Origin of the sequence: Domibacillus sp. PGB-M46 (genome assembly GCF_022668875.1) — a bacterium.
Taxonomy (GTDB): domain Bacteria; phylum Bacillota; class Bacilli; order Bacillales; family Domibacillaceae; genus Domibacillus.
Window position 1 is genome coordinate 312,554 of record NZ_JAKGCR010000001.1, and the last position, 16,674, is coordinate 329,227.

General features: G+C 45.8%; 12 protein-coding genes. 5 read left to right on the forward strand and 7 right to left on the reverse strand.

Going from position 1 to position 16,674, the window contains the following annotated elements:
- Positions 1 to 2: 2 nt before the first annotated feature.
- The 3 genes from L2D08_RS01510 to L2D08_RS01520 form a co-directional block, all read right to left on the reverse strand.
- Entirely contained in the window at positions 3 to 1,448 is a 1,446-nt protein-coding gene (locus L2D08_RS01510; protein WP_242231941.1) for a peptidoglycan endopeptidase, read from the reverse strand.
- Between the two features lie 125 nt (positions 1,449 to 1,573).
- Positions 1,574 to 3,571, reverse strand: a complete 1,998-nt coding sequence (locus tag L2D08_RS01515) for a penicillin-binding transpeptidase domain-containing protein (RefSeq protein ID WP_242231942.1) — start codon at positions 3,569 to 3,571, stop codon at positions 1,574 to 1,576.
- A gap of 80 nt (positions 3,572 to 3,651) precedes the next feature.
- Positions 3,652 to 4,074 (reverse strand): hypothetical protein, encoded by a 423-nt coding sequence (locus L2D08_RS01520; RefSeq protein WP_242231943.1) that lies wholly within the window; start codon positions 4,072 to 4,074, stop codon positions 3,652 to 3,654.
- Positions 4,075 to 4,269: 195 nt separating this feature from the next.
- Between L2D08_RS01520 and L2D08_RS01525 the strand changes: the two genes are divergently transcribed.
- Both L2D08_RS01525 and L2D08_RS01530 read left to right on the forward strand, forming a co-directional pair.
- Positions 4,270 to 5,412, forward strand: a complete 1,143-nt coding sequence (locus tag L2D08_RS01525) for an MFS transporter (RefSeq protein WP_255821768.1) — start codon at positions 4,270 to 4,272, stop codon at positions 5,410 to 5,412.
- Positions 5,413 to 5,491: 79 nt separating this feature from the next.
- Complete coding sequence (locus L2D08_RS01530) at positions 5,492 to 6,619, forward strand: amidohydrolase (protein WP_242231945.1); 1,128 nt, start codon at positions 5,492 to 5,494, stop codon at positions 6,617 to 6,619.
- Positions 6,620 to 6,642: 23 nt separating this feature from the next.
- Here the strand turns inward: L2D08_RS01530 and L2D08_RS01535 are convergent, their stop codons facing one another.
- The 3 genes from L2D08_RS01535 to L2D08_RS01545 form a co-directional block, all read right to left on the reverse strand.
- On the reverse strand, positions 6,643 to 7,284 hold the full coding sequence (locus L2D08_RS01535; RefSeq protein WP_242231946.1) for a protein kinase family protein: 642 nt from the start codon (positions 7,282 to 7,284) through the stop codon (positions 6,643 to 6,645).
- A 301-nt stretch (positions 7,285 to 7,585) separates the two neighbouring features.
- Positions 7,586 to 8,344 carry a 3D domain-containing protein gene (locus L2D08_RS01540; protein WP_242231947.1) on the reverse strand — a complete coding sequence of 253 codons (759 nt, stop codon included), beginning with the start codon at positions 8,342 to 8,344 and terminating at the stop codon, positions 7,586 to 7,588.
- A gap of 354 nt (positions 8,345 to 8,698) precedes the next feature.
- Positions 8,699 to 9,256: a 3D domain-containing protein gene (locus L2D08_RS01545; protein ID WP_242231948.1), complete on the reverse strand. Its 558-nt coding sequence runs from the start codon at positions 9,254 to 9,256 to the stop codon at positions 8,699 to 8,701.
- Between the two features lie 226 nt (positions 9,257 to 9,482).
- Here L2D08_RS01545 and L2D08_RS01550 point away from each other — a divergent pair, with 226 nt between their 5' ends.
- The 3 genes from L2D08_RS01550 to L2D08_RS01560 all read left to right on the forward strand — a co-directional run bounded on the left by L2D08_RS01550 (position 9,483) and on the right by L2D08_RS01560 (position 13,140).
- Positions 9,483 to 10,145: a hypothetical protein gene (locus L2D08_RS01550; RefSeq protein WP_242231949.1), complete on the forward strand. Its 663-nt coding sequence runs from the start codon at positions 9,483 to 9,485 to the stop codon at positions 10,143 to 10,145.
- 18 nt (positions 10,146 to 10,163) lie between these two features.
- On the forward strand, positions 10,164 to 11,420 hold the full coding sequence (locus L2D08_RS01555; RefSeq protein WP_242231950.1) for an efflux RND transporter periplasmic adaptor subunit: 1,257 nt from the start codon (positions 10,164 to 10,166) through the stop codon (positions 11,418 to 11,420).
- Between the two features lie 103 nt (positions 11,421 to 11,523).
- The gene (locus L2D08_RS01560) at positions 11,524 to 13,140 is read left to right on the forward strand and encodes a M14 family metallopeptidase (RefSeq protein WP_242231951.1); all 1,617 of its coding nucleotides are present in this window, start codon (positions 11,524 to 11,526) and stop codon (positions 13,138 to 13,140) included.
- A 52-nt stretch (positions 13,141 to 13,192) separates the two neighbouring features.
- Here L2D08_RS01560 and L2D08_RS01565 read toward each other — a convergent pair whose 3' ends face one another.
- Complete coding sequence (locus L2D08_RS01565) at positions 13,193 to 16,585, reverse strand: S8 family peptidase (protein WP_242231952.1); 3,393 nt, start codon at positions 16,583 to 16,585, stop codon at positions 13,193 to 13,195.
- Between the last annotated feature and the right edge of the window lie 89 nt (positions 16,586 to 16,674).

The following is a 16,674-nucleotide window of genomic DNA, read 5'->3' on the forward strand; positions in this document are numbered from 1 at the left end:
TTTTAGTAGAATCGTTTAAAAGCAGTGAATCTTGGTTGAAAGTAAGAATTGCTTAAACTTGAAATGGTAATGCCGGACGAAGAGCTCGCGTGGATAAACTGCCCTCCGCCAATATAAATCCCCATATGGGAAATGCCTTTTTTATACGTATTGCTGAAAAACACAAGATCCCCTACAGCTGGACTGGAAACTTCGTAGGACCGGCTGTAATAGCCCTCTGTATTCGTCCGGGCAATACTTTTGCCTGCTGCTTTGTACACATAATAAATAAAACCGCTGCAATCAAAGCCAGAAGTGGATGCACCGCCCCATACGTAAGGAATGCCCATCAAGGACTTTGCTGTACTGATCAGCGTGTTGACGCTGTAGCCGCCGGAAGAAGCGGGATTGCTTACCTGTGTCGGCGTCTTGCCAATACCCGCGCTGCCGGCTATCTTTAATTTCTGTCCAACGAAAATAACGTCCGATTTCAAGCCGTTCATTTGTTTCAGTGCCGCCACAGTCATTCCATACCTTGAAGCAATCGCGCCTAATGAATCTCCGCTTTGCACAACATATAAACCATTAGACACGGGAGACGATGGTTGATTAGGTGAAGACGGACTTTGAGTAACAGTGGCACTGCCGCTTACTTTCAGTTTTTGTCCAACGTAAATCACATCGGTTGTTAAACGATTTAATTGCTTTAGTGATGAGACCGTTGTTTTGAAGCGGGAAGCAATGAGTCCGAGAGAATCTCCGCTTTGTACGGTATATGTGCTGGTTGAAGTTGATGGCTTCGACGTGCCCGTATTAGCGGCCGGCGTTGAAGAAAAGGCACTTCCACTCACCTTCAGCTTCTGACCTGCGTAAATCACATCCGTTGAAAGAGCATTTAATTGCTTCAGAGCTGAAACGCTTGTTTTATAGCGGGAAGCAATTAGACCAAGAGAATCCCCGCTCTGTACAGTATATGTACTCGTTGAAGTTGAAGTCGACGGCTTGGACGTGCTGGCCGGCGTTGAAGAAGCACTTCCGCTCACCTTCAGCTTCTGCCCTGCATAAATCACATCGCTTGAAAGACCGTTTAATTGTTTTATAGCCGAAACGCTTGTTTTATAGCGGGAAGCAATCAGACCAAGAGAATCCCCACTTTGAACGGTGTAGGATGAAGCGGCAGCTGTATACACAGCTGCTGCCGGCTCCGCCATTTCTGCTTTGACCTCATTCGACTCTACCTGAACGTTTTCTTCCGTATGGGAAACGATAAGCTGGTCATTAATGGACAACGCATCTGACGTAAGATTGTTTAGTTCCATTAACTGAACGACTGATAGTTTGTACTGGCTGGCGATGCTGAACAGCGTGTCACCCTTTTTCACTGTGTACAGTTCTGAAGCGTGCGCAGCCGACGCGGCACCGGTTGCGATAAATGCTGCAGCTGTTAAAGAAATAACCGTTTTATTCATTGGACCGCTCCTCTACTCTCCGTATCTACTCTCTAGTTCTATCGTCTAGTTTTCTTAACTTTTTATCGCTTCTGGTAAGCTTTTATTCTTTCAGTCTAATGATCTAGAGAAAAACCTATATTTTCTTATTTACGATACGTCTTCCATTTTACATAAAAAGCACGGGCTTTGTCGACCGCTTCTTTGCTTCCACCCGCTTCCGCCGCGTCTTCCACAAGCAGCGCAAGGACAAAAGACGGGTTGTTTGCATCATAGGAAACAAATAAGCCGTTTTCTTTTCCAGTCGTTCCTTGTTTCTCTTTGATTTCAGCTGTGCCGGTTTTGCCGGAGATGGCCATGCCTTCAATATTCACAGCACGGGCGGTTCCACGCTCTACTACGCCGCGCAGTCCTTTTCGAATGATGGATGCTTGTTCTTCTGTCACAAGTTCTTTCTGCCAGACAGACGGCTCATCATCAAGAAGCAGGAGCGGCTTCATCATCGTCCCTTTATTTAAAAAAGCTCCATAGGCATTGGCCAGATGCGTCATTGATGTCAGTACTTCTCCCTGGCCGTAGCCGGTATCAGCCAGTAAAATGTCTGAATCAAACGTACCGGAATTTGAGATCTGCGACTCACGCACCGGATAAGCAAACGGATACTCCACGCCAAATCCAAATGATTGGAGCCCCGCTCTCATTCCATCTGCTCCCGTATCAAGTGCCGCCATCGCAAAATAAATATTATCAGATGCCACGATAGCGGATTCCAAATTTACAGGACCCGCCGACTCACTGACACGGGTTACCCGGTAATTGCCCCACGATGCATCCTTTTGCCATTGAAGCCCTTCAATCGTTTTACCGGCCGCCGGATCCAGCTTGCCCGCTTTCATCGCAACGGACGCTGTAATCGGCTTCATGGTGGAACCCGGTGAGTAAGCCGCGGCAAAGCGATTCAAGAGCGGCTGCTTTGGATCATCTTGAAGCTCGGTATACCGGTTTGCGGGTATGCCCCGGGCAAATTCATTTGGATCAAAAGAAGGAGAGGAAACAAGCGCCAGCACATCTCCTGAAGCCGGTTCTAGAGCCGAAGCGGTTCCGGCTGTTCCTTCCATTTGTTCAAACAGTGTTTTTTGCATTTCTGCGTTGATGGTTACCTTTACATCCTGGCCGTTTTTCGGCTCCTTCTTCGCGATAACCACCGGCTCTTCTTTCTCTTTTTCGATAAAAATCTGCACGCCGTCCGTTTCTTTCAACTGCTCTTCAAACAGCTGCTCCAGACCGCGTTTCCCAATTTGATCACCTTGTGTGTACCCTTTGTTTTCTTTCAGCTCTTCTGCGCTGATCTCACCTGTATAACCGGTTAAATGCCCGGCAGCTGCACCGTATGGATAAACACGGACTGCTTTGGAAGCTGTGGCCGCTCCTTTCACAGCTGACACTTTTTTGATCAATTCCTTGTTGGATGAAGCGACGGTTTGAAGCGGAACAAAGTACCCGTCCTGCACCCAGCTTTGGCCGAGCTGCTTGTTTATATCTTCTGTTGCTAAGCCAAGCAGTTTAGCCAGCTGCGCTTTCCCTGCTTCATCAATGGCGCCGGCGTTTACACCAATCGAAACCGCTGTTCCGTTGACGGCAAGCGAGCTGCCGTTCCGGTCAAAGATACGCCCCCGCTGGGCTTCAAGCGTTTGAATGCGTACTTTGTCCCCCTCATCATAATCAGGTAGCAAAAAAGAAGGATCCCAGTCAATCAGCCATTCCTCACCCTCATCTGTTTCTTCCAGCTTCATTACCGCTTCTTTTTTAAATGAGACCGGTCCGGCGATGGTCTCCATTTGGATTTGAAGCGGCAGCCGTGCCGTCTGATCATTGTCCATCTTCACGTCTTCTTCTGTTGGCAGCTCTACTTGAAGCTTGTCCATTTCAATATCTGACATAATATTTTTATATCGTTCCGTAAACTCTTTTTTCGTCATAGACGATTTAGTTTCCTGCGTAAAGTGTTCATACATCCCGCCATAATCGTTGTCCTGCCATTCACTCACATACGCTTCCAGCTCACTTTCCGGTGCTTCCGGTCCGCCGCAGCCGCTGATGAGCGCAGCTGAACCCGCTGCCAAAAACATTGCAAAACGCTTCATTATTCCGCTCCCCCCTGTTTTTCTACTAGTATAGCAGAAAAAAACGGCTCTTTTGAAAAGAGCCGTAAAAGAGCCGTTTTTTAAAGAATCGGAATATCAATCAGGAGACAGCGTTCAGGCTGTGCCTCTGTATGATGGAGGAGGGCACGGGCTGATAAGAATTGAACAGCTTCCCCCCGGCGAATATAAAAACGCCTGGCAATTGACATCATCACCGATTTTGATAAAAAGGATGCTGTCACAGCTGTAATATATAAATAGCCTTCTGACAGGTTATAATCAATGATGACCTCCTGCCACACTCCCTTGTGGGCCACAATCATTTTAATGGCCCCTTTTTCGCCAAGATGCCACTCTTTTTCAGCCGGCTGGGCGAACGGGGTAAATTCGGCATCGAGTATGAGTCCTTCCTGATAAACCGTCATAAAGCGAATCATGCAGTCGTCTTTCCGTCCATTGACAAAAATAAGCGAGCTTTCCACTGCTTCATTTGGTTTCTCCATCCGATTCTCCTTTTTCTCGTCTTAGTCGTCCCTTTTTCCTATTTCGACACCACTTTTCAATATCCTTCAAAAAACCTCAGAAAAAGCCAATTGTTAAAAAGAAACAGGACATAAGAAAGATTCTTTTCTTTTCGTGCAAAAAAAATCATATTTTCGCTATAATGGATAAATACTGACAAAATAAAGGAAGATTCGATGATTTTTACTTCACAGTTTTGGCTGTCTTTAATGTTTTTTGCTTTTTACTTTTCATGGGGGATCTTTATGCCCTATTGGAACGCGTGGCTTGTTTCGGAAAAGCAGCTGCCTGTTGAAACCGCCTCTACGCTTATTGCGATTGGATTGTTTATCCGTGCAGCTTCTACCTTTTTTCTTTATCCGGCGTTGAGCGCCAAGTTTCCAGCCGGCACGCTTCTCAAATGGTTTTCTATACTTGCAGCCCTTCTTTCCATTCTTTTTATCCCGGCTTCCAGCTACATGACGCTGCTGATGGTGATGATTGTATTCAGCTTGATTTACCCGATTATTATGCCAATGGCCGACAGTGCGGGTGCCCTGTTAATGAAAACAGAACACATTCATTATGGAAAAAGCCGTTCCTGGGGTTCAATCGGCTACACCGTATCTGTTTTTTTAATCGGCATCGCTACTGCTATGTTTACCAATACAGCGATTTTGTATATGTTAATCGGAAGTCTTATTTTCACAGCGGCTGTGGCTTCTTTCCGCACACCATCTGTTCTCCAGCAAAGCGGAGACCTGCGGCATGTGCCGCTTCGCCAGCTGTTTCGATCACGCCGTTTTATGACCGCGCTCCTCATCTGCGTACTCATTCAAGGCGCTCATGCCGCTTATTATAATTATGGGGTGCTGTATTTAGAATATCTTGGGGTAAACAATATTTGGACAGGGGTTATTTTAAACATTGCAGTTGCAGCCGAAATTCTTTTTTTCATGGCAGCCGACCGGTTCCTTGGCCGCGTCTCTGTCCGTTCCATGTTTATGTGGGCAGCACTGGCAGCGGTTTTGCGATGGGCTCTCATGTTTATCTTCCCTTCGGTCCCTGTTTATATTTTTGCCCAAGTCTTTCACGCTTTTACATTCGGGCTGGCACATTATGCGTTTATCCGGCTGCTGAATGAAGAATTCGACTCTTCGGAAATTCCAGCCGCCCAGGGCGTTTATTCTTCACTTGGAATGGGGCTGAGTACGGCTGTTTTAACATTTGGAGCAGGCTTCTTATACGATATAGAACCCCGACTTGCTTTTTTAAGCATGGCAGCCGTGGCACTTCCTGCTGTTTTTATCAGCTTTTTGATGAGAAAAGGAAAAAGATAAGAATTTTCAGTTATTTGCCAAGCCAAAAGGTTTATTTTCGCTTATACTAATAGAAAGAATGACTGGGGGAGGGCTTGCGATGGCTCAAACGGAATTAACATTTGAAAATAGACTTCTTGAGATTTTCGAACATTTGCATGCGCATCCAGAAATCAGCTGGAAAGAAACAGAAACAACCGCATATATCTCACAGCTTCTAACAAAAGAAGGCGTTCGTTCTTATACATTTGACGATTGTACGGGATTAATTGCGGAAATTGGCAGCGGTTCGCCGGTTGTGGCGGTTCGCGCCGATATTGATGCTCTGTGGCAGCAGGTAGACGGAGAGTTTCGCGCTAATCATTCATGCGGGCATGATGCCCATATGTCGATCGTGATTGGCACGATTTTAACATTAAAGGATCAGGTAACAGAAGGCGGCGGCACCGTTCGATTTATTTTTCAGCCCGCAGAAGAAACGGGCACAGGGGCACTGAAAATGGTTAAAAAAGGCGTGGTTGATGATGTTGATTACTTGTTCGGTATTCACCTCCGCCCTATTGAAGAGGTGCCTTTCGGAAAAATTACACCGTCTGTTCACCACGGGGCTGTTGCTTTTTTACACGGAAAAGTGATTGGTGATGACGCACACGGCGCACGGCCGCACCAGGGAGTGAATGCCATTGAGGTGATGTCTTCTTTGAGCCGTCAGCTTAACACCATCAATTTCTCGCCTTTTGAGCCGTATTCTGCTAAGATGACGCACATTGAAGCCGGCGGACAAAGCTTAAATATCATTCCCGGTTCGGGGAAGTTCGGACTCGATGTCCGTGCACAGCGTAATAAAGTGCTGCTCGATCTTCAAAAAGCCGTCGAGCATAAAATTGAACAAATCAGTATGCTGTATGAAGTGCAGATTGACTATGAATGGATGGATTTTACCCCGGCCGCTGAAGTCTCTGAAGAAGCAGAAGCGTTTTTACGGAAAGGAATCATTGAAGTGTGCGGTGAACAAGCACTGGCCGACCCACTCATCACATCCGGCAGCGATGACTTTCACTTTTATACCATTAAACGCCCCCATATAAAAGCGTGTATGATGGGACTTGGTGCAGGACTTACACCCGGTCTTCACCATCCGCATATGACATTTGACAGGCGTATTATCAAAATCGGCGCTGAAGCGCTGGCTGCAAGCGTCAGACATGCATTAAAGGGCGAATCATAAGCAAAATCCGCAGTAGACCGAAGTCACTGCGGATTTTTTGCGTGGGCAGTCCGGGAAACCGGCAGCAATCGTTTTTTATACAAAATACCAATCATATTAAGCAGCGGTTTCGGCCACCGCTTTGGAAAAAAGGGCTTCATATAAAAAGCGGAATGAGCCGTTTTAATATCTTCCCAGTTCATACAATCCTTCGTCTGGCGGAAACGGGCTACGTCAATAATCATCGTGCTGCCTTCTGCTGTAATCATAATATTTCTTAAATGAACATCTGACGGATTTAATCCGCGCTTTCGTGCAGTTTGAAGCGCCTGGTCCGCTTCACGGATGTGGCGGGCAGAAATTTCCACCCCTTCTTCGAGGCACTGAAAAAAGGTTTTGCCCTCTACCCAGTCGATCACAATATAGGTGCCGCCGGCTTCATGCAAATGAGGGAAATGGGGAACACCTGAAAGAAGACGGTAAATATCCGCTTCTTCTTTTGCAATATGCACTTTATCTGGATAAAACACTTTAAGTGCCCGATCCGTTCCTTCAATGCGAAACACGACCGCACTTCTGCCTTCTCCTGCAAACGTTAATTCTCCGTGACTGGTGATGACCGGACGCCAGTGACCGCCATGCCGATTAAACCGGACACTTTCTGCCAAATGCTTATACCGTTTCATGCTCACTCCTCATTTCTTCTTTCTTCTATTATATACGGGCAGACCCCCAAAAACGATTCATTTGCATAAAAGAAAAGCGAAAGTCGGCCGTTCAGGCCCGGCAGACATAAGACAAACCGGCTTAGTGGCGCTTTTTGCCACAAAGACGGGATGGCTTATAGCCGAGGGGCTGGCCGACTGGAGCTAGACATGATACACATTCATTGATCAAAAGCTAATCCTGCCGCCATGCTTCAAATCGAACGAATGAAAAAACCGGCCTATATTGCGGCCGGTTTTAAAAAAACGGGGTATATAATGATTAATCAAGAATCGTTACGTTAACTGTACGTACGCCCCAGCTGTATGCTGCATCGTTGTTTGGCACGTGAAGATCGATTTTGTTTCCTTTAATTGCGCCGCCAGTATCACCGGCAACGGCTTCACCGTAGCCTTCAACGTATACGCGTGAACCAAGCGGAATCACGTTCGGATCAACAGCGATGACTTTTTTGTTTGGATTGCTGTTAAGGTCAATACCTGTTGCCGTTACACCAGAGCATCCTGCACATTGTGCTGTGTATGCTGTTGCCGTTACAGTGATTGTTTTGCCTTGTGGTGCTGATGCTTGGGCCGGCTCAGCAGCTGCTTGTGTTGAAGCCTGCTGTACAGGTGCTGCTTGAGCAGGTGCGGAAGAACCGTTTGTTGACAACTGCTCACCCGGGTAGATCATATCTGATGAAAGACCGTTAATAGCTTTTAACGAGCTTACTGAAATACCGTGTGCTGTAGCAATTTTAAATAGTGTGTCGCCTGCTTTAACAGTGTATGTACCGTTTGAAGAAGCTTGAGCTGTTCCAGCTGCTGAACCAGATGTTTGAATAGTCGATCCAGCGTAAATCATATTAGAAGAAAGGCCATTTGCTGCTTTTAATTGTTCAACAGTTGTACCTGTTTTTTGAGAAATGCTCCATAGTGTATCGCCTTGTTGTACTGTATATGAGCTAGCTGATGCTGCGGTGCCGAATGCGCCTCCGCCGATTACTGTTGTTGCTGCTAGTGCCATGATGTGCTTTTTCATAATAAAAAAACCTCCTGGAATGTTCCTGCCGGTGTGACGAAGCACACGTACGCAAGAGTTTTTAAAGCTGTATTTCTCCGTGACTGTAGGGACAGCGGCTAATTTATATAAAAGCGCGATAAACGCTCGATTGAGGATTCGGTTCCTCTTGACCAGCCGGCTCTCTCCGGCCTAACGAGATTCATTGTAACACGCCAAACCATGTAATGTTTTTAAAAGGACGTTACGCTTCGATGTACAAATGTGACGCGAATGTTACAAGGAGACCATTATCTTGAATTCGTAATAACCCTGACATAAAGACTCCATAAAAAAACAAAAAAGGAAGCTGATTTCCACCAGCTTCCTTTTGGATTATTTTAAAATCTTAACTTTTACTGTACGTACACCCCAGTTTTTTGCTTTCTGGTTTGTAGCCACATGAACATCAATTTTATTCCCTTTAATCGCGCCGCCTGTATCGCCGGCAACAGCTTCTCCATATCCTTCAACATATACTTTTGTGCCAAGTGGAATCACCTTCGGATCCACAGCGATTACTTTTGCGTTTGGATTTTTCTTTAAGTTAATGCCTGTTGCGGTGATGCCGGAGCACCCACTGCAAGAAGCTGTATAAGCAGTTGATTTAACGGTAATTTCTTTTTTAACATTGCTTGTTTTTGATGCTGGCGCCGGTGCCGATGAAGAACTTGCGGCTGCCGTGCTGCCGATTGAAAGCTTTTGTCCCACTTTAATGGTATTAGAGGAAAGGTTGTTCCACTTCTTCACTTGATCCACTGACGTACTGTAACGTTTTGAAATACCGTAAAGCGTGTCCCCTTTTTGAACTGTGTGAGTTGCCGCGGCTGCTTGTGCCGCAGAAGCTGAGAAAATCATCATTGCAGCAAGAAAAGACATGGCCATTTTTTTCACGTATCATTACCCCCTAGTTTTGTAACACGAGATTGATTGTAACACGGTTCTGTTTCAACACTATTACACTAGGATGTTCGTTATATTACATTCACATTTCAATCGTTTAATAATTCTGACAAATTGAAAATAGACCAATAATGTTAGAATATTATTGGTTCATATATCAATAGTTGTATATAATGAGAATTGACTTTATTTATTCTAATTGATGGGAGATTTGAAAATGGCTTATCGGCTTCAGCTTTTAAAAGGGCTGTTTCGCACTTCCCATGAACTCGCGCAGCTGTCACAGGCCGAAAAAACTCGCGGTTTATGGACAAAGTTTTCACTACTACTACTGATCAGTGTGCTTCTGTCTTTGCTTGCCGGCGCATTAGGCATACAAAGCGAAGGCATATCTGCTTATATGGCCGAATCCGATATGTATACATATGAATGGCTGAAACTGCTATTTACCGGAGGCGCTGGCCTTGCCGGACTGCTGCTTCCTCTTTTCTATATCTTTGTTCCGGCTCTTCTTTTTTGGACATTCTTAGAATTAGAGTTTAAAAAGCTTGTCGCCTTGCAGTGTATTACTTTCTCAATCTATTTAATTGAGTTTGCCCTGCTTATGGTCTGGAATGTGTTTTTCTCTATTCCGCGTGACTCGTCGCCTTTCTCACTGGGGGTTGTCGCACAATATGCCACAGACAATGCAATGGCCATTCGCTTTTTCAGCTTTATTACGATTTTTCAAGTTTGGATTTTATCTATTCAATACCGTTTTCTGCGGGCGTCAGAAGCTAGAAAACCTCTTTTCGTTTTCTTGATGGTTTTTCTGACAGGCCTGGCATTTTGGATTTTAGCGACATTGTTTACATCGATCCAAGTGGAAAACTTGTTTTAATGAAAAGAGGTGAAGACAGTGAAAAAAATAAAAAAGCAAGTATGGCTTGCAGCCAGCGCGGTTGTGATTGCCGGTAACTTATATTTAATTTTCAAGGAAGACAGCAGAGCCGTCCGAAGCGAATGGCTGACCGACTGGGACCGATCTGAGACGGGAGATGTGGTGGAGTCGTTTTCTGCAGAAGGCGTTGTCGTTCCTTCTGACGAGTACCCGATTTATTTTGATGAAAGCAAAGGGTCGCTTGAAGAGGTTTTTGTTAAAGAAGGCGAAGCCATTCAGCCCGGCACTCCATTATTTCAATATTCACCGGACGTTATAGAGGATGAAATCGCCCGCTTAACAGCCGAAAAAGATCAGACTCAGCAGCAAATCTCGTTGATTGACAATCAACTAAGCCAGCTGCGCCTGCTCCTGTCCGAAGCGGAGAACGAGGAAAATGAAACGGCCAATACGGACGATTCTTCGGATAGTGACAGTGACGGCGACACGACGATCGTTCAAAGCGGTGATGCGAGCACGGGAGTAGAAGAAAGCATCCTGCAGCAGGAAACCGAAAAGCAGAAGCTGCAGGAAGAAGTAAAAAAATACGATACGCTTATTGCCGCTCAGGAAGCGAAAAAAGATAATTTAACTGTAAAAAGCACGAACGAAGGCTATGTGAAAAAAATTGATACAAGCTTAAACAACCCGGTGATGATCATTAATTCATCGGTACCGGCTGTAAAAGGCGTGTTTGACGAAAAACAGATGGCAAAGTCCGCGCCAGATCAGCGGGTTGAAGTCACTGTAGATACGACTCTCGAGCAGTTCAGTGGATCGCTTAGCTCTGTCAGCACGTATCCCGAAGAAGAGCCGTCTGTAAAACGAGCAAGCTTATATCCATACTCTGCTCAGCTGAGCGGCGCTGCATCAAGTGATTTGTATCCCGGTTTAAAAGCGAGTGTGAAAGTCATAACGGATGAACAGCCGGATGTGGTTACGATTCCAAACACGGCTATTTTAAGAAAAAATCAAAAATCATATGCCATTGTTCTGAATCAAGAAGGTCTTCTTGAACGCCGGCGTATTGAAACCGGCCTTCACGTGGATGGTGTGTATCAAGTCACCAAAGGCGTAGAAGATGGTGAAGCGATCGTGATTGATCCGTACCGCCTCGTGATGAAACACGGCCCTTTTATTACGCCGATTGACACCGACCATATAAAAAAGAAACCGTGGAACGAGCTGTCTCGTACCGAAAAAATAAAATACGCGCTTATGGGCTTTTTATCTTAAAAAAGACGCTTTTAAAAGCGTCTTTTTTATTTGCAAATCAGCATTCTTTCATTCTCCAAACCTGTTAAAATAGAGGTAAATATTATATAAATTGGAGGTTATAATGAAAAAATGGCTGTCTTTTTCTCTCATCGTTCTTCTCCTGAGCGCCCTGTTGCCATCCACTGCTGCACAGGCTGCTTCATATTTACTGACAAAAGTGGATACAACCATTTACACCCCGCCTTCCTCTGCTGAACAGCAGGCTGTGCTTACACCGATTCCCGCCCGCACAAATGTAAAAGTAATAGAGGAGCAGGAAACGAGAATCCGTGTTTCCTGGCAGGGGATCAATGGCTTTATTGCAAAAGAAGATTTAATAATAGAAGAGAATGGACAAGCAGAGGCATCCGGCTCTTACATTCGACTCGAACACGATGCAGAATTATTTCAAAAGAAAAATGGAGCTTACGTGAAAACGGGGCGCCTTTTAACAGGAGAAATATTTAAAAAAACGGGCACGGAAAATGGGTACGTTTCATTCGTATTGGGTAATACAACCGCTTATGTTTCCGAAACAGCTGTTACATACTTGCCGGAAGCATCTCTCGCTGGCGGCGTACAGCCCGGTTATGTATTTCAAAACCGGGCGATTACCCGGAAAACAGTCGACCTGCTTTATTCGAAAAACGGCCGGTTAACATCACTTGGCCGCCTGCAGGCAGGCACCCTGCTTCAAACACGCGCCGCTTACCGTGATTATTACATTGTCGACATTGGCGGCCGGACAGCTTATATTCTTAAAACAGATATGACCTTGTATACCGGCAACTATGTAAACCCGTTTAAAACGATGACGTATGAGCAAATGGTGCAGGACTTAAAAGAGCTTGCGCTTTGGCATTCGGACATCGCTTCCTTAGAGGTGATCGGCAAATCGGTGGACGGCCGTAGTTTATATGCTCTCCGGCTGGGCACTGGCAAAGAAGAAGTGCTCCTTAACGGCTCGCATCATGCGCGTGAGCATATTACAACAAACGTAGTAATGGAAATGGCCGATCAATACGCTCATCTGTTTCAAACGAATGGCTCTATGAATGGCTATCCAGCCCGGTCCATTTTAAAGAAAACTTCTATTTATATGGTGCCGATGGTGAACCCGGACGGCGTTTCTCTCGTACAGCTCGGAGCGGGCAGTGCGAAAAACAAAGACGCCATTTTGAAGTTAAACGGCGGCAGTACGAATTTTTCTGCCTGGAAAGCGAATATACGCGGTGTTGATTTGAACCGTCAATACCCGGCAGACTGGCGTAACATCTGCTGTAACCCTGGCAAGCCTTCTTCCCAAAACTATAAAGGTCCAAGCCCGCTCAGTGAACCCGAATCAAAAGCGATGTATGACTTCACGCTCAAGCATTCTTTTAAAGCGAGCGCAGCTTATCACAGCTCCGGCCAAATTATTTACTGGCATTATTACCAGTCAGGTGCCCGTAAATCACGTGACCTGGCTGTAGCAAAGCGGGTAAGCCAAAAAACGGGCTACAGCTTAGTCGCCCCACAGTCTAACCCAAGCGGCGGCGGCTACACGGACTGGTTTATTCAAAACGAGCAAAAGCCGGGTTTGACAATTGAAGTGTCGCCATACGTTGGCAGCCGCCCTGTTCCGATTGTTTATTTCTCAAGCATCTGGCAGCAAAACAACTCGGTTGGCCTGATGCTGGCAAATGAAACGATCCAGTGACATAAAACGAATTCAGATTCATAAAAAAGCAGAGGGCTGAGCCCTCTGCTTTTTATTTTTTTACAATTAATTGGTACGGTGCCGTTGAGGCAGTGCCGCTCGCTTCACTCAGTTCAATATAATATTTTCCTTTTGGCAAATTCAGTGATGCCAGTTCTTCATCATTTTTACCGTACTGGTCAAAGGACGCAACAAGCGCTCCTTTGGCATTATATACGGCCATCACGCCATCCAGGTTTTGACCGGCTGAGAACGCAAGGGAAACCGTGCCCTGCTTCGTCAGATTTAAAACGAAGTGATCTACATCTCCAAACGATACACCGCTATTAAAGTAGCCGCGTGCTCCGTATTTCCCGCCTGTCGTTTTAAGCGGCAGCGGCTTGGTTGGAACATGATTGACCACTTTCGCGTCGCCGTCCGCAAATTCATTGTACGTTGCTCCTACCTTTACTGCATACGGCTGAAGGTTCGGGCCAGCTGATAGAAACGGAGCTGCTTCAATAAAGTAGCCGGTATCTTCCTTTGCTGCAAAGGATGTGTGTACGTCCGTTTCGGTAATCATCATCGAAAATAGCTCCGGGCCAAACGGTGTAACCCGGCTCAATTCGTCTTCATCAAGCACTTTATCTCCATTTACATCTTCATACACCGCACCGCTAAAAATATGTCCGGGGCGCAACTGAAGTGGAATGCTTGCTTTTTGTGCAGCAGTCAGAGCGCTCGCTGTAATATCAAGCGTATAAACACGCGGTTTTCCTTCATTCATAAAATAATAGTAATCAACATCTCCCGATTGAACAAAGTAGTTTTGAACCGCTTTGCCGGCTTTTAAGTTCTGCCCTTCTTCAGGAAGGTTATAATCGGCATCTTTTTCTGGCGGTACATCTGCAATCCGCTTTGATGTGAGTGTATACGGATCGGCGGATGCGTTTTCCGCATTGCTCGAAACCATCATAACGTACGTTTTGCTTTTCGTAAGGGCGACATTGATATTTCCTGATCCCATCGAGCCGCCGAGAAGGGCCGCAATCAAATCCGTTTCACCGCCGCTGCCTGAAACAGGGATCAGCTCACCCGTCTCAGAATCTGCTTCTAACAGCGTCGCGGAAGCATTTCGTTCGTTTTCCTGGCTGGCACTAAATGAGTAAATGCCGTCTGCCGTTGGTGTAAAGCGGTAATAGTCTTCGTCATATCCCGACTGGAAGAATCCTTTCCTGCTGCTGCCGAGCGTGTACGGAATGGCTTTTTCGAGAATTCCCCTGCTTTCCATGCCTCCCTCGCCGCCGTCAATCAGCTCATCTTCTTTCATTTCGCCGTATTCAGCCGGCGTGACACTTCCATCCATTAAATCATCTTCGAGCGTGCTTTCTTCCGGGAGTCCGTCTTCATCTGCCGGAATAGTTCGTTCTTCTACTTTAAACGTGTAAGGCTGAGCAGATTCACCGGCTGTTTGTTCTTCAAGCATGGACATATCCAAAGATAAAAGGTCTAAAAGGGAATCCAGGAAAATATCTTCGCTAAATGCGCCATTTGTCACTTCAATCCGGTAGTTCATTCCTGGAACAGCCTGAAACGAAACGGTTTCGCCTTTATTGGCCGGCTGGCTGTTTCCGTCTGCAATGCTGTATTCTTCTCCTTCTTCCGCAACATAAACATTGATAGCTGAATTTACCCCGGGAAGAGCGGAGACGGAAAGCGAAATTAACTTTTCTTCTTCTACTGAAAAAGTAAAGAAGTCTGAATCCGGCACGCCTTCTTCACCGCTATAAAGTGTAAAATTATTTTTTGTATATGGAAGAGATGTAATCGCAATTGGATTTTCATATGTTGCCTGATCCGGTTCAATCGGACCTCGCTTTTCAGCTTGAAGCGTAAAAGCAGATTTGCCGGCTGCACTGTAATTGCCGTTTGTGTCCTTTACGCCAATGACCAGTGTGCCCGCTTCGCTGGCCGTGTATAAATAACCTTCCTGCCCGCTTGCTGTTGTTTGGTCCACATCACGAAGATACTGGGGATCTCCATCCTCCAATACAAAATAGAGCTCCATTGCATAATCGTATCCCTTGCTTGCGTTCAGCACTGTCTGTACGTGCTGGCCTTCTGTCACGTTTGCTTTAAACCAGTGAATCGTCTCTGGTGATTTGAAAGCGCCGGTAAAAGACTGCTTTCCTGACTTAATTTCTCTAGCTGTTTTCAAGATCGTTTCACCGGATACATCCGGGCGCTCCGGAAGCTTTTTCGTATCAAATTTCAGCGCATTGAGCGGATTAATCAATCCGTTTCCATACGTTAAATCGTAGCCTTTTTCACCAAGATCTGCAGCCGTCTGCTCCAAAATATATTCAATGTCGAAAGCTGTTAAATTTGGATACTTAGACTTTAAGAGTCCCGCTGCAGCTGCGACCATCGGCGATGCCATTGAAGTACCAGTCAGCCGTTCAAATTTAGATCCTGCCTCTGCATTGTAGGAGGTGCTGTAAATGTTTTCACCCGGTGCTACCACATCAACAGAGGAACCGTAGTTAGAGCTGTCAGATAACGTTTTGGCTCCATTGACATTCCCCACACTGATAACCCCCGGATAAGCAGCCGGATAAGAATATTGATCCGTTGCTTCATTGCCTGCCGCTGCAACGACCACAACCCCGGAATCAATGGCATATTGAATCGCTTCTTCTACAACAGGAGAAGGCATAAAGCCGCCAAGGCTCAGGTTGATTACATCTGCTCCCTGGTCGACAGAGTAGGTAATGCCTTCTGCAATCGTAAAGTCATTGGCTCCCATAGAACCGTTAAATACATCAACCGGCAAAATGTTTGCATTCGGAAACACGCCATATCCGCCAAGACCGTTATCCTTCGCAGAAGCGATAATGCCTGCTACATGTGTTCCATGCAGGTCACGAACCGGATTTCGCGCCGGATTAGCCGCATTGAACGGCTTTAATAAATTTGCTTTTAATTCAGGATGTTTATAGTCCACCCCGCCGTCCACTACCGCGATAGTGACTTTGTTTTTCCCTGCATACGAAAGAGCTTTTCCTATATTCAGCATGGCTAGGTGATCCATATTCGCCGCTTTTGGATCCGGTTTAGCGGCAAATGCTTTGTATTGAATGCTAGGTGTAATCGCTGTTACTTCTGAACGATTTTTATAAACACTGATCACGTCACTCAGCTTTTTGGACGCCGGCACCCGCACCACGTCATATTTCAAGCCGGACAGACGTTTTACAAGAGACACACCTGCTTTTTTATGTACACTTTGCGGCAGCGCTTTTGAATATTTGATGACCAGTGTCTGCGAATCTGTTACCTGCTTGTCCGATTGAGCTGCTTTATACTGTGCTTCTTTGTCAGCTGGCGGCACCTCTGCCAAAGCGGCTCCCGGCATCAGAAGTGAAGCGCTCACAGCTGCAGCGATCATTTGTTGCCATTTTTTCAAAATAGATCCCCCATTTACATTTTCCTTCTCTTCATCATACAGGAAAAAGTGCCAATTAGTTTCAAATTTTTTCAAGTTTTGAAATTTAT